13 protein-coding genes and 1 pseudogene are annotated in these 11864 nt (G+C 69.5%); 2 read left to right on the forward strand and 12 right to left on the reverse strand.

Features of this window, described 5'->3' with window-relative positions:
- Positions 1–8 precede the first annotated feature (8 nt).
- The 7 genes from MMF96_RS16385 to MMF96_RS16415 all read right to left on the reverse strand — a co-directional run bounded on the left by MMF96_RS16385 (position 9) and on the right by MMF96_RS16415 (position 5790).
- Positions 9–485 (reverse strand): hypothetical protein, encoded by a 477-nt coding sequence (locus MMF96_RS16385; RefSeq protein ID WP_256884168.1) that lies wholly within the window; start codon positions 483–485, stop codon positions 9–11.
- 4 nt (positions 486–489) lie between these two features.
- Positions 490–1248, reverse strand: a complete 759-nt coding sequence (dapB, locus tag MMF96_RS16390; RefSeq protein ID WP_256884169.1) for a 4-hydroxy-tetrahydrodipicolinate reductase — start codon at positions 1246–1248, stop codon at positions 490–492.
- 10 nt (positions 1249–1258) lie between these two features.
- Positions 1259–1759 carry a molybdenum cofactor biosynthesis protein MoaE gene (locus tag MMF96_RS16395; protein ID WP_256884170.1) on the reverse strand — a complete coding sequence of 167 codons (501 nt, stop codon included), beginning with the start codon at positions 1757–1759 and terminating at the stop codon, positions 1259–1261.
- The gene (locus tag MMF96_RS16400) at positions 1749–2249 is read right to left on the reverse strand and encodes a MogA/MoaB family molybdenum cofactor biosynthesis protein (RefSeq protein ID WP_176617296.1); all 501 of its coding nucleotides are present in this window, start codon (positions 2247–2249) and stop codon (positions 1749–1751) included. The genes MMF96_RS16395 and MMF96_RS16400 overlap by 11 nt, the downstream gene beginning before the upstream one ends.
- Positions 2246–2758 carry a cyclic pyranopterin monophosphate synthase MoaC gene (gene moaC, locus MMF96_RS16405; protein ID WP_176617295.1) on the reverse strand — a complete coding sequence of 171 codons (513 nt, stop codon included), beginning with the start codon at positions 2756–2758 and terminating at the stop codon, positions 2246–2248. Before moaC ends, MMF96_RS16400 begins: the two co-directional genes overlap by 4 nt.
- Positions 2746–4023, reverse strand: a complete 1278-nt coding sequence (gene glp / locus MMF96_RS16410; protein ID WP_256884171.1) for a gephyrin-like molybdotransferase Glp — start codon at positions 4021–4023, stop codon at positions 2746–2748. The genes moaC and glp overlap by 13 nt, the downstream gene beginning before the upstream one ends.
- Before the next feature lie 99 nt (positions 4024–4122).
- The gene (locus MMF96_RS16415; protein ID WP_256884172.1) at positions 4123–5790 is read right to left on the reverse strand and encodes a molybdopterin-dependent oxidoreductase; all 1668 of its coding nucleotides are present in this window, start codon (positions 5788–5790) and stop codon (positions 4123–4125) included.
- 102 nt (positions 5791–5892) lie between these two features.
- Between MMF96_RS16415 and moaA the strand changes: the two genes are divergently transcribed.
- Both moaA and MMF96_RS16425 read left to right on the forward strand, forming a co-directional pair.
- Positions 5893–6981, forward strand: coding sequence for a GTP 3',8-cyclase MoaA (gene moaA / locus MMF96_RS16420; RefSeq protein ID WP_256884173.1), 1089 nt, complete (start codon positions 5893–5895; stop codon positions 6979–6981).
- Positions 6982–6983: 2 nt separating this feature from the next.
- Complete coding sequence (locus tag MMF96_RS16425; RefSeq protein ID WP_256884174.1) at positions 6984–7265, forward strand: MoaD/ThiS family protein; 282 nt, start codon at positions 6984–6986, stop codon at positions 7263–7265.
- Between the two features lie 154 nt (positions 7266–7419).
- Here MMF96_RS16425 and MMF96_RS16430 read toward each other — a convergent pair.
- The 5 genes and pseudogenes from MMF96_RS16430 to MMF96_RS16445 form a co-directional block, all read right to left on the reverse strand.
- Positions 7420–8389: pseudogene (locus MMF96_RS16430) on the reverse strand (IS256 family transposase); the annotation flags it as partial.
- 127 nt (positions 8390–8516) lie between these two features.
- A complete protein-coding gene (locus tag MMF96_RS19695) occupies positions 8517–9203 on the reverse strand; it encodes a dihydrodipicolinate synthase family protein (RefSeq protein ID WP_306295945.1) in 687 nt (228 codons plus the stop codon).
- On the reverse strand, positions 9175–9492 hold the full coding sequence (locus MMF96_RS19700) for a dihydrodipicolinate synthase family protein (RefSeq protein ID WP_306295946.1): 318 nt from the start codon (positions 9490–9492) through the stop codon (positions 9175–9177). The genes MMF96_RS19695 and MMF96_RS19700 overlap by 29 nt, the downstream gene beginning before the upstream one ends.
- Before the next feature lie 198 nt (positions 9493–9690).
- On the reverse strand, positions 9691–10449 hold the full coding sequence (locus MMF96_RS16440; protein WP_256884175.1) for an MBL fold metallo-hydrolase: 759 nt from the start codon (positions 10447–10449) through the stop codon (positions 9691–9693).
- Positions 10450–10504: 55 nt separating this feature from the next.
- Positions 10505–11863, reverse strand: coding sequence for a pitrilysin family protein (locus tag MMF96_RS16445; protein WP_256884176.1), 1359 nt, complete (start codon positions 11861–11863; stop codon positions 10505–10507).
- Position 11864: the final 1 nt, after the last annotated feature.

Here is an 11864-nt window from a genome sequence, read left to right on the forward strand (position 1 = left end):
GTGCTGCGTCAGCCGGCACGGTACAGGGTGACGGCGTCGCGCATGGCCTTGCGGGCGCGCTTGCGGTCCCCGGCGGCGTCGTAGGCGCAGGAGAGCCGGAACCAGGAGCGCCAGTCGCCGGGCGCGGCCTCAGCCTCCAGCCGATATTTTTCAAATTCGGCGTCGGCGGCGGCGCGGACGATCCGGCCGCCGGGCGTGCGCGGGAGGTTGTCCACCGGCAGGCCGCCCTCGGCCTCAAGGATGTTGGCCAGCTTCTCGGTGCGGGCGCCAAAGAGCACTTCCTTGATGAGCGCCCACGCGGCCACGAGCGGGATGAGGAAGTAGCCGGCGCCCATGGCCTTGGCCTGCCACTCCGGGGAGACGAACATCAGCGTGAAGGAGCGCTGGAACATGACCACCAGGTAAAACACCAGCAGCAGGCAGATCAGCGCCACCCAGACCTTCGTCTTCGAGATGCGGATCCCGGGCCTTGTTATCTTTGACATGGGGTCAGCCTTCAAGGTCGAGGTAGCCGTCGAGGCCCACGGTCAGTCCGGGGCGTGTCCCCACGGTGCGCACGCCCAGCAGCACGCCGGGCATGAAGGAGGCGTGGTTGAAGGAGTCGTGGCGGATGGTCAGCGCTTCCCCCGGGCTGCCCAGCAGCACCTCCTGGTGTGCCACGAGGCCGGCGAGCCGGACGCTGTGCACGGGGATGCCGTCCACCGAGGCGCCGCGGGCGCCGTCGAGTTCGGTCTCCGTGGCGTCTGGTGCGGCCGGGACGCCGGCGTCGCTGCGGGCCTTGGCCACGAGCGCGGCGGTGCGCAGCGCGGTGCCGGAGGGTGCGTCCACCTTGCGCGGGTGGTGCAGCTCGATGATCTCCACCGAGTCGAAGTATTTTGCGGCCTTGGCGGCAAAGTGGGTGGCCAGCACCGAGCCCAGGGCAAAGTTGGGGGCGATCAGCACCCCGGTTGCGGGATGGGAGGCCAGCAGGTCCGCCAGGGAAGCCAGGCGTGCGGCATCCCAGCCGGTGGTGCCCACCACGGCGTGGATCCCGTGTTCCACGGCGAAGCGGACGTTGGCCTCCGTGGAGGTGGGGACGGTCAGGTCCACCACCACCTGCACGCCCTTTTCCACCAGCCTGTCCAGGGGATCGTTGCGGCCCAGCGCGGCCACCAGCTCCATGCCCTCGGCTTCCCCGACGGCCGCAACGGCAGCTGCCCCCATTCGTCCCTTGGCACCGAGCACGGCCACCCTCAGCATTTCACTCATGCTTTTAAGACTACTGGCTTTCAGCCCCCGGATTGTCCGCCGTCCCAGCGCCGGCGTCGGGCAGCGCCCCGGCGCCCACCCACTCCGCCGTGCCGTCGGTGAAGAACTGTTCCTTCCAGATCGGCACCTCGGCCTTGATCCGTTCCACGAGTTCCGAGCACACCGCGAAGGCCTCGGCCCGGTGCGATGAGGCGACGGCGGCAACCAGCGCGGGCTCGCCGATTTCCAGCGGGCCCACGCGGTGGGCCACCCAGACGCGCACGGGGTGCCCGTCGGGGTCGGCGGCGCCCTCCGCAACGGAGGCCACCACGGCATCGAGCACGCCCTGGGCGAGTGGATGGGCGCTGTAGGACAGCCGCGCCACCTGCTTTCCGGCGTCGTGGTTGCGGACAATGCCGCTAAAACTGACCACGGCACCGGCCGTGTCCGATTCCACGGCGGCCATGGCGGCGTCCACCGAGATCGGCGCGGAGCTCAGCAGCGCGGCGACCACCTCAAGGTTAGTGTCCATGCCCGCCTCCCACCTGTTCGCAGATGTGCCCGATGAGGGGATCAAGCACGGCCAGCCCGTCCATGACGCCGGACGGCGAGCCCGGCAGGTTCACCACGAACGTCCGCCCCGCCAGGCCCGCGTGCCCGCGGCTGAGGGCGGCCATGGGCGTCTTGGCCAGGCCCGCTGCGCGGATGGCCTCCATGATGCCCGGGACCTCGCGGTCCAGCAGCGGCAGGGTCATTTCCGGGGTTTCGTCGGTGGGGCTCAGTCCGGTGCCGCCGCTGGTCAGCACGACGGCGGGCCGTTGCGCCAGCAGGGCGCGCAGGGCCGCGCCGACGGGGGCGCCGTCGGGCACCACCACGGGCTCGGCGACGTCGAATCCGTGTTCCCGCAGCCAGCCGGTGATGACGGGCCCGGTCTTGTCCGCGTAGACGCCCAGGGCGGCCCGGGTGGAGGCGATGACCACCCCGGCCCGGCCCGGCCCGGCAGCGGGTTCGCAGGCACTCACTGCGCCACCTCCGCGGGCCCGGCGGTCCAGTCCCCGCTCTTGCCGCCGCTCTTGGCCAGCACCTGGATGCCGGAGATGACGGCGTGCTTGTCCACGGCCTTGACCATGTCGTACACGCTCAGCGCCGCAACGGAGACGGCCGTCAGCGCCTCCATCTCCACGCCCGTGACGCCACGGGTCTTGACGGTGGCCGTGATGGTGACGGCGGCGGCGCCGAGCCCAAAGTCGACCGTGACCTTGGAAATTGGCAGCGGGTGGCACAGGGGAATGAGTTCCGGCGTCTTTTTGGCGCCCATGATGCCGGCCACGCGGGCCACGGCCAGGGCGTCGCCCTTCGGCAGCTCGCCCGCGCCCAGCAGCGCCATGACCGCCGGGGTCGTGTGCACCGTGCCGGTGGCGGTGGCCTCCCGGACGGTGGCGGCCTTGGCGGAGACGTCCACCATGTGGGCCGTGCCGTCGTGGCGCAGGTGGGTTAATTCGGGGGTCTGGGGATCAGTCACAACAGCCATACTTCCACCTTTGACCCGGCGTGCAATTCCGTGACCCCCGCCGGGATGTGAATGAGCGCGTTGGCCTGGGCCAAGGCCCCCAGCAAGTGCGACGACGGGCCGCCCACCTCGCGCACGGAGGCCGCGGATTCAAACCCCGGGCCCTGGTACACGCCGCGGCGGACCTGGTACTTGCCGGCCGGCGAGTCCAGCGCGTTCTCCAGGGCTGCCAGGACCCGCCGGCGCGGTGCCGGGGCGCCCAGCAGCGCCGTCAGCGCCGGGCGCAGGAACAGTTCAAAGGAGACCACGCCGCTGACGGGGTTGCCGGGGAAACCGATGAACGGCACGCCCTTGTACGTGCCCAGCGCCTGGGGCCCGCCCGGCTGCAGGGCCAGGGAGACAAAGTCCACGTCGAGCCCGGACAGGGCCTGCTTCACCACTTCAAAGGCGCCGGCGCTGATGCCGCCGGTGGACAGGATCAGGTCCACACTGTCCACATACCCGTCCAGCACCTCCAGCAGCGCGTGGGGCTCGTCCCGGACCACGGGCGCCAGGACCACCTCAACCCCGGCCTGCACCAGGTTGGCGCGCAGCAGCGCCATGTTGGCGTCGAAGATCCTCCCCTCCGGCAGGCCGTCCGCGGCCCGGGGGTCCCCCGGCAGCAACACTTCGTCGCCCGTGGTCACCAGGAGCACCCGCGGTTCCGGGCGCACCGGCAGGGAACTGCAGCCCAAGGCGGAAGCCAGGCCGATGTGGGCGGCGTTCAGCAGCGTACCTGCGGCGATGGCAACGCTGCCGGCGGCGAGGTCGCTGCCCTTCGCGCGGACAAAGGTGCCGGGCCGGGTGGCCGGCAGCTTCACCGTGCCGCCTGCCGCCGGAAAGGCGGCCGGGCGGGCCTGCTCCACGGGCACCACGGCGTTGGCCCCCACCGGGAGCATTGCCCCGGTCATGATCGGGGCGGCGGTGCCCGGTTCCAGGGGCGGGGGCAGGATCCCGGCCGGGATCGTTTTCGCCACACGGTAGATGGTTGATTTTCTGGAATCAATGTTATGGGGTTGTTTCGCTGACGGGTCCACCCGGATGGCGAAGCCGTCCATCTGGGAGTTGGCAAACGGCGGCAGGTCGATGGGCGCCAGCAGTTCGGCAGCCAGCACACGCCCGGGCAGCCCGGTCAGCGGAACCCGGGTTGCGGCGTCGTGCAACAACGGGACACCGCCGGTGCCCTGCCAGGCGCGGCCCAGCATTTCAAGCACGGCCTGTTGGTGTTCTGCAACTGTTCTACGCATCGGTTTTCCTCCCGGAACAACATGCGGCGGCGGACGTTAGACCCATCCTAGGTGACGTCCGGGGCTCCCCCGGCGGGGTGGCGCGCCCGCGGATGCCCGTCACCGTGCGGTGAATTCCACCGTGTGCCAGCCCGTGGCCCCGTTTGGCGCGGGCGGGGCAATGTCGCCTGTCTGGACGGCCCCGGTCCCGTCGACGGCGCGGACCTTCAGCTGGTGGTGCCCCGCCGTGAGGTCCAGGGGTGCCTGCCACTGGACCCAGGTGTCCTTGTTCAGCGCGGCCGCCAGCGTGGCACCCTGCCAGGGCCCGCCGTCGAGCTGGACCTGCACGGCCGCGATGCCGCGCTCCGGCGACCACGCCACGCCGGCTGCCACATACCGGCCGGCCGCGGGCGTCGCACCGGCGTTCGGGACGTCGATGCGCGACGCCGTCTTGATCGGCCCGAGCGCGCTCCATCCCAGCGGCGTCCAGTAGCCCTGGTCGGCGGTGAAGGTGGTGACCTTCAGCTCGGCCAGCCATTTCGTGGCGGAGACGTAGCCATACAGGCCCGGCACTATGAGCCGTGCCGGGTAGCCGTGCACCAACGGCAGCGGCGCGCCGTCCATGCCCACGGCGATCATGGCGTTCCGGGCATCCGTCATGGCCGCCAGCGGGGTACCGGCGGTGAATCCGTCGGTGCTGCGCGAGAGGACCATGTCCGCCCCGGGTTTCACCCCGGCCTCGGCCAGCAGCTCCCGCACCGGCCAGCCGAGCCAGCGGGCGTTGCCCACCAGGTTCCCGCCGACGTCGTTGGAGACGCAGCCGATGGTCACATAGCTTTCCACCATCGGCTTGGCCAGGAGCTGGGCAAAGTCCATGGTGATTTCATGCTCCACCAGCCCGGTCACGGTCAGCTTCCACGTATCGGAGTTCACGGCCGGGACCACCAGCGCCGTGTCGATGCGGTAAAAATTGTTGGGGTCCGTGACCAGCGGGGTGATGCCGGCAATGTCCAGGACTGCGGCGGCGGGGACCGGCGGCGCGGGCCGGAGGGCGCGGGGCAGCACGACCTTCGCGCGCAGCCCCGCCACCGCAACCGACGCCCTGCGCAGCATGACCGCGGCACCGCCGGCGAGCACTGCCACGGCCGCGCCGGCGCCCATGTATCCGAGGAAGCTGCGGCGGGTGGTGCCCTGCCCGGCGCCCGCGGCCGGGTCGGTTGGTTCGGGGGCCGTATCTCCGGGGGCCGGCACGGGAGGCGGGCCGGGAACCCGGGCCCGCCTCCCGGCGTCGTACTCCGCCTTCAGCACCCGTGCCAGCGACGGCGCGAGGAACCTGCTGCGGACCCAGGCCAGCAGCACCATCGCGAGTCCGGCTGCAACCACGGGGGCCACGAACGCCATGCCGGAGATGTCCGGCCGGGCGGCCACCGCGACGATCCCGGCGACACCAAACACCGCAATGAGGGCCAGGCCAAGACCCCGGCGGGTGCGTTCGAGCAGCCCGGCGACGGCGGCCAGCACGGCCATGATCACCACCATGGTGGCAAGGAAGACGGTTTTGTCCGAGGTTCCGAAGAGGTGGATGGCCCATTCCTTGGTGCCCCCGGGCAGTGCGCCGATGACACCCTGCCCCACGGCGCTCACGGGCGACGCCGACGGGCTCACCACGGCGGCGATGAGTTCACCGGCCGCCACGCCCACGCCCGTGCACACCACTCCGGCCAAGCCCCAGTTGCGACGCGCCTCCATGGCTTCCCTTCCGTTGGGGGCAAGGTCCGGCAGCCCCATGTCACAATTCTAGTTTCGCGGGCGGGGCAAAGCTCCGCCTGCCCCCAAATGGCGCCGATGGCGTAGCGTGGTGGCATGGATACGGGACGCACACTATTGGGCATGCCGGCGGTTCCCGGCGCAGCCCCCGCACGCCCCGCAGCAGGGGCGCCGGGGCCGGCAGCCGGGCTGCTTGACCAGTTTGGCCGGACGGCCACGGACATGCGCCTGTCGCTGACGGACAAATGCAACCTGCGCTGCCAATACTGCATGCCCGAGAACGGGCTGGAGTGGCTGAAGAAGGACAAGCTGTTGACTGCCGCCGAGATTGTGCGGCTGGTGGGGCTGGGCGTGGACCGCCTCGGTGTGCGCGAGCTGCGGCTGACGGGCGGCGAACCGCTGGTGCGCGCAGATCTCGTGGACATCATTGCCGCGCTGCGCGCCAACCATCCTGAGCTGCCCATTTCGCTGACCACCAACGGCGTGGGGCTGGCCCGCAAGGCCCAGGCCCTGGCCGACGCCGGGTTGACGCGGCTGAATGTCTCCATGGACACCCTGCACCACGACGCCTTCCTCCAGCTCACGCGACGGCCGTTCCTGGACCAGGTGCTGGCCGGCATTGACGCCGCCGCTGCCGCCGGCCTGCCCCCGGTCAAGGTCAATGCCGTGCTAATGCGTGGCGTCAATGACCACCATGCGGTGGAGCTGCTGGACTGGTGCCTGGAACGCGGCTGCGAGCTGCGGTTCATCGAACAGATGCCGCTGGACGCCGACCACGGCTGGACCCGCGAGGGCATGATCACCGCCGCCGAAATCCGCGCCCTGCTTGGCCGCGGCTTCGCCCTCTCGCCCGACCCCCGCGCACGCGACGGCGCCCCCGCCGAACGCTTTGAGGTCCGGCGCCCCGGCACCGGGGAGCTCCTGGGCACGGTGGGCATCATCGCGTCGGTGACCGAACCGTTTTGCGCCGACTGCCGCCGCACCCGCATCACCGCCGAAGGCAAGGTGATGAGCTGCCTGTTTTCCCGCACCGAAGTAGACCTGCTGGCCCTGCTGCGTGCCGGGGCGTCCCCGGCCGACGACGATGCTGTCACGGCCCGCTGGCAGGACGCCATGTGGGCGAAGCCGAAGGCCCACGGCATGGGCCATCCGGGCCTGGGCGACGCTGATTTTGTCCAGCCCGACCGCAGCATGAGCGCCATAGGAGGCTGAGAATGGACGTACGATTTTTTGCCGCCGCCGCGGCGGCGACGGGTGTTGAAGAGCAGGCGGTGGACCTGGCGGCGTTGGCCGGGACGGCGCCCTTCACGCTCGGCGACCTCTCGAAGTTCCTGGTCGAGTCGTTTCCGGTGTCTGCTTCATTGAGCACTCCCCCACTCTCCGAGCTGCTGACACGGTGCAGCTTCCTGGTCAACGAGGTTTCCCAGCGCAACCTGGCCACCGCGCTGGCCCCGGACGACGTCGTCGACGTCCTCCCGCCGTTCGCCGGCGGGTAACCGGCTGACCTTTTCCCCCGCCTGACGGTCGGCATCATGTGGGGTGTTGCCTGGCGGGGCCGGGCAGTGGCGGTGCGGTGGTGATGTAGTGGTGGCCGGTGGGGGTGGTGACGGTGGTGCGGGGCGGGACTGTCAACTTAACGGTGTATCTCGGTTAGTGGCTGTGGGCGGACAGCCGGCCGTTGAATGCGATGTCGAAGGCGTTCAGCGCGCCCTTCCATCGTTGGGTCCACCGGGCCCTGCCACGTCCGGTGGGGTCGAGGGCCATCACGGCGAGGTAGACGCATTTGAGTGCGGCTTGCTCGTTCGGGAAGTGGCCGCGGGCACGGACGGCCTTGCGGATCCGGGCGTTCACGGACTCGATCGCGTTGGTCGTGCACACGATCCGGCGGATCTCCCGGTCGAACTGCAGGAACGGGACGAACTCGGCCCACGCGGTCTCCCACAGCTTCACCACCGCGGGATACTTCGCACCCCACGCCTCCTCGAAGTCGAGGAAACGGTCCTCGGCCCCGGCGACCGTCGCGGCCTGGTAGTCAGGCTTGAGCGCCCGTGAGATGGCGTCCCAGTCCTGCCGGGCGGAGTACTTGAAGCTGTTGCGCATCAGGTGCACGATGCAGGTCTGCACGATCGTGTCCGCCCACGCCGTGTCCACCGACTCGGGCAGCCCCTTCAGCCCGTCACACACCACCACCAGCACGTCAGCCACGCCACGGTTGCGGATCTCGGTGAGCACCTGCAGCCAGTACTTCGCACCCCCACCGCCATCACAGGCCCACAGGCCCACAGGCCCACAGGCCGAGGATGTCCCGATTGCCCTCCGCGGTCACCGCCAGGGCGACGTAGATGGGTCGGTTCGCGACCTGCCCGTCCCGGATCTTCACGACGATCGCCGGCGTGAACGTGCCCGCCCGGTCCCGCGGCACATCGATCTCGATCGGGCCGGCCTTGGTCAACAACGTCTTGGACCGGGACCCGTTGCGGGCGTTCCCGGCACCGTCCTGGCCGACACGTTCGTGCTTCCCGTAGCCAAGGTGCGCGGTCATCCCACCCTCGAGCGCGGACTCGACGACGAGCTTCGTCAGCTGCGCGAGCAGCCCGCCCTCCCCGTCGATCGCGACCCCCGCGACCGGGCATCACCCACGAGCTGGGCGACCAGGCCCCGATCCAACACCGGCGAGACCTCGATCGTCGACACCTGCTGCACCTCTTCCACTGTCGCCTCAGCAACCAACTCAACCCGCGTACTCATCACGTTCCTCCTTGATCGGAGTTACACCGTTGACGGTACAGTCCCGGTCGCGTCCGTGGGGCCGGTTTAACAAATCGGCGGTGAAGGACCCGTGGCGCCCGACGTTGCCCGGCAACGCCCAAGGCATTCACCACTTCAGCAACGCGGGCCCGTTGACTCCCCTCCAGCCCTTGGATCGGCAGCGGCAGGCTCCTACGCTGCACCAGGCCGAGGTGTTCGGCGATTGCGGCAACAACACACACGCTTCCCCCGAACTCCTTGAACAAATTCCCCAGCGGTGCGGGCCGTTCCAACGCGGCAATTGCCTCGTTCGCGCGCCCTTCTTGTGCGGCACGGACGATGCCCAGGGCCAGGCGCGGCAGCGTGCCGCCAACAACCGGGTACCACGCGTCACATCCCGCGTTCAGCCCGGTTGCGGCGAAGGCGTCACCCCAGACCCCGATGGTGACGTGTTGGGGCGCCATCGCCCGGGTTGCCTGAACATCCCCTTGGGCTTCGCCGGGGCCGCCGGGGACCTTGATCGAGGCGATGCCCGGCAGCCGGGCGATTCGCCCGTACAGCCCATCGGTGAAGGTGAAGTGCGTGGTCCCTGGATTGTCGTAGACGATGACCGCTAGCCCTGCATTCTCCGTCACCGTTCGATAGAGCACGAATACCTCATCTGCCGTAAGTGCCTGGTAGGACATGGCCGCCACCAGCCCGCCCGGCCTCTTTCACGTTCATCAGCACCTGGGAGGTGCGCAGCGCACTGACACCGATGAATACCGGTATCCCGCCGGCATGCTCGACCGCCAGTTGGGCCACCCTTGCCCGCTCCCCACCCGTGAGATACGCGCAGGAACCCGTGGATCCGAGGGCGGTAATCGAATCCGTACCCGATGCCTCGAGCCGTTCCATGATTCGAATGAACGATGCCCCAGCAACGCCATCGTCTACCAAAGGCGTCAGGGGACATGAACTGAGTCCTGTGACCATGCGGGTCTACTCCTTTGGCGGTGAGAGTTCAAGGCCGAGCGAGCAACACCCACAAAACGAGTGCACCCCTGCAATGACAACACCGTATTTTCCAAGCCATTGCCCGTACCAGCGCCTTGCGATGCCATGGGTGTCCAGCGTATTTTCGGTCACGGCATCAGTGCCCGTCGGCCGCGGCCGCCGCAGCCACGCCCGCGGTCACCAGCGCGGCACTGGCGCCTGCCGCGCGCGTGCCACCGCTTCAGCGATGGGCATGGCCAGCACCTTTCCGTGTCCCGGCAGGATGGTTGTGGCACCGCCCTCAAGCAGCCTGTCCAGGGACCGTCCGGCCCTGCCCCTGTCGTGGTCAAACATGGGATGCAGCCGCTGTGGCCCGTCGACCGTGGAAAGCGGATGCCCGGTGACCAACGCGTCGCCCGTGGCCAGGCAGCCGGACGGGAGAAGGAACGCGGTGTGGCCCGGCGTATGGCCGGCGGTGGCCAGGGCCCGCGGCGACCCCGGCAGCCCGGCAAGCAATTCGTCGGTAAAGGCGCCCGAGCCCGGCACGCGGGTGGGGTTCGCGCCGCCCGCTGCGACAATGTGGCGGGTCCATCGGAAGACGCGGGGCCGCCATGCGCGCACCAGGATTTGCCGCGGTGACACCTGGTTCTTGTCCCGGCCTGTCATTTGGCCCTGTTCGGCCGCCGCGCTGAGGACGGGAACGCCGAACCCGTCCGAGAGCATCCGGGCCGAACCGGTATGGTCGACGTGGCCGTGGGTGATGAGCAACGCGGCCATGTTCCGGGGTTCGAGCCCCAGCTGCCGGATGGACTTTATGAAGTCCGCGCGGTCGCCGGGATACCCCGAGTCAATGGCGGTGAACTCCCTGCCCTCGCGCAGGATGATCCAGTTGGACGCCGGGCCCGCCACAAGGAAAACACCGTCGGCACATTCCTGCGGCTGGGCGGTACTGTTCAAACCGGACTCCTTGGGGAAGGGGCGGGGCAGGCCCGCCCCTTCGATCGGCCGGCCGCTACAGGCCGAAGGTCTCGGACTCGTCGAAGGGGCCGACGACGGTGATGGTGCGCGGGGCGGCGGCTAGTTCGCGGGCCAGCTGCCGGACTTCCTCCACCGTGACGGCACGGATGCGCCCGAGGGTCTCGTCGATGTCCAGGAATTCGCCGGCCACGAGTTCGGCACGCCCCAGGCGGGACATGCGCGAGCCGGTGTCTTCCAGGGCCAGCACGATCCCGCCGGACATCTGGCCCAGGGCCTTGGCGAGTTCGGCCTCCGTAATGCCGTCCGCGGCAAGCTTCTCCAGCTCGGTGGTCAGCAGCGCAATGACCTGGCCGACCTTTTGCGGGGAGCAGCCAGCGTACATGCCGAAGTAGCCGGCGTCGGCATAGGAGGAGGCGAAGGAATACGTGGAGTACACCAGGCCGCGCTTTTCGCGGATCTCCTGGAACAGGCGCGAGGACATGCCGCCGCCCAGGACGGAGTTCAGCACGCTCATGACGTAGCGGCGGGGGTCCGTGGCCGTGAGCGACGGGCAGCCGATGATGATGTTGGCCTGCTCGACCTGGCGTTTGACCACGTGCAGCCCGGCCGTGCCGGTGATGGCTGCGGGGGCGGAGTCGCGGCGCGGGGCCGGGGCAACGCCGTCGTCCAGGGACCAGCCCGCGGTGCGCAGGGCCGAGAGGACGTGCTCGCAGACGGCGTCGTGGTCCAGCCCGCCGGCAGCGGTGATGACAAGGGTTTCGGGCCGGTAGTGCTTTTGGTAGTGCGCCCAGACGGAGTCCCGCGGGACGGCCTTGATGGCGTCCGGGGTCCCGCCGATGGGGCGGCCCAGGGCATGGCGGCCCATGACGGCTTCAACAAATTTTTCGTGCGCAACGTCGGTGGGGTCGTCGCTGTCCATGGCGATTTCTTCCAGGATGACGTCGCGTTCCTGCTCCAGCTCGGCCGGGTCCAGCACGGCGGAGGTGACCATGTCGGCGATGACGTCGATGGCCATGGGCAGGTCGGTGTCCAGTACGCGTGCGTAATAGCAGGTGCTTTCCTTCGCCGTGGCCGCGTTGGACTCCCCGCCCACCTCATCAAAGGCGGACGCGATTTCCAGCGCGGTCCGGCGCCGGGTGCCCTTGAACAGCAGGTGTTCAAGGAAATGGGTCGAGCCGTGCTGGCCCTCGGATTCGTCCCGGGAGCCAACACCGACCCAAAAACCAATTGTCGCGCTGCGCTGCCCCGGCATGGACTCGGTCAGGACCCGCACTCCCCCGGGCAGGACCGAACGGCGCACTGCGGCGCCTCCGGCCGTGCCCGAGATGAGCGTGGATTCCGTGTCTGCCAGTCCGTCGGCAGCGGAGGTCAGCGGCAAAAGGGTAAATGCCATG

Origin of the sequence: Arthrobacter sp. STN4, from assembly GCF_024539665.1 — a bacterium.
GTDB lineage: Bacteria > Actinomycetota > Actinomycetes > Actinomycetales > Micrococcaceae > Specibacter.

Bases quoted from the DNA above. Each gene is read 5' to 3' on its own strand.
- MMF96_RS19695 (WP_306295945.1), bottom strand. From the start codon at position 9,203: ATGTCCTACCAGGCACTTACGGCAGATGAGGTATTCGTGCTCTATCGA.
- MMF96_RS16385 (WP_256884168.1), bottom strand. From the start codon at position 485: ATGTCAAAGATAACAAGGCCCGGGATCCGCATCTCGAAGACGAAGGTC.
- MMF96_RS16445 (WP_256884176.1), bottom strand. From the start codon at position 11,863: ATGGCATTTACCCTTTTGCCGCTGACCTCCGCTGCCGACGGACTGGCA.
- dapB (WP_256884169.1), bottom strand. From the start codon at position 1,248: ATGAGTGAAATGCTGAGGGTGGCCGTGCTCGGTGCCAAGGGACGAATG.
- MMF96_RS16395 (WP_256884170.1), bottom strand. From the start codon at position 1,759: ATGGACACTAACCTTGAGGTGGTCGCCGCGCTGCTGAGCTCCGCGCCG.
- MMF96_RS16425 (WP_256884174.1), top strand. From the start codon at position 6,984: ATGGACGTACGATTTTTTGCCGCCGCCGCGGCGGCGACGGGTGTTGAA.
- MMF96_RS16415 (WP_256884172.1), bottom strand. From the start codon at position 5,790: ATGGGGCTGCCGGACCTTGCCCCCAACGGAAGGGAAGCCATGGAGGCG.
- moaC (WP_176617295.1), bottom strand. From the start codon at position 2,758: ATGGCTGTTGTGACTGATCCCCAGACCCCCGAATTAACCCACCTGCGC.
- moaA (WP_256884173.1), top strand. From the start codon at position 5,893: ATGCCGGCGGTTCCCGGCGCAGCCCCCGCACGCCCCGCAGCAGGGGCG.
- glp (WP_256884171.1), bottom strand. From the start codon at position 4,023: ATGCGTAGAACAGTTGCAGAACACCAACAGGCCGTGCTTGAAATGCTG.
- MMF96_RS19700 (WP_306295946.1), bottom strand. From the start codon at position 9,492: ATGGTCACAGGACTCAGTTCATGTCCCCTGACGCCTTTGGTAGACGAT.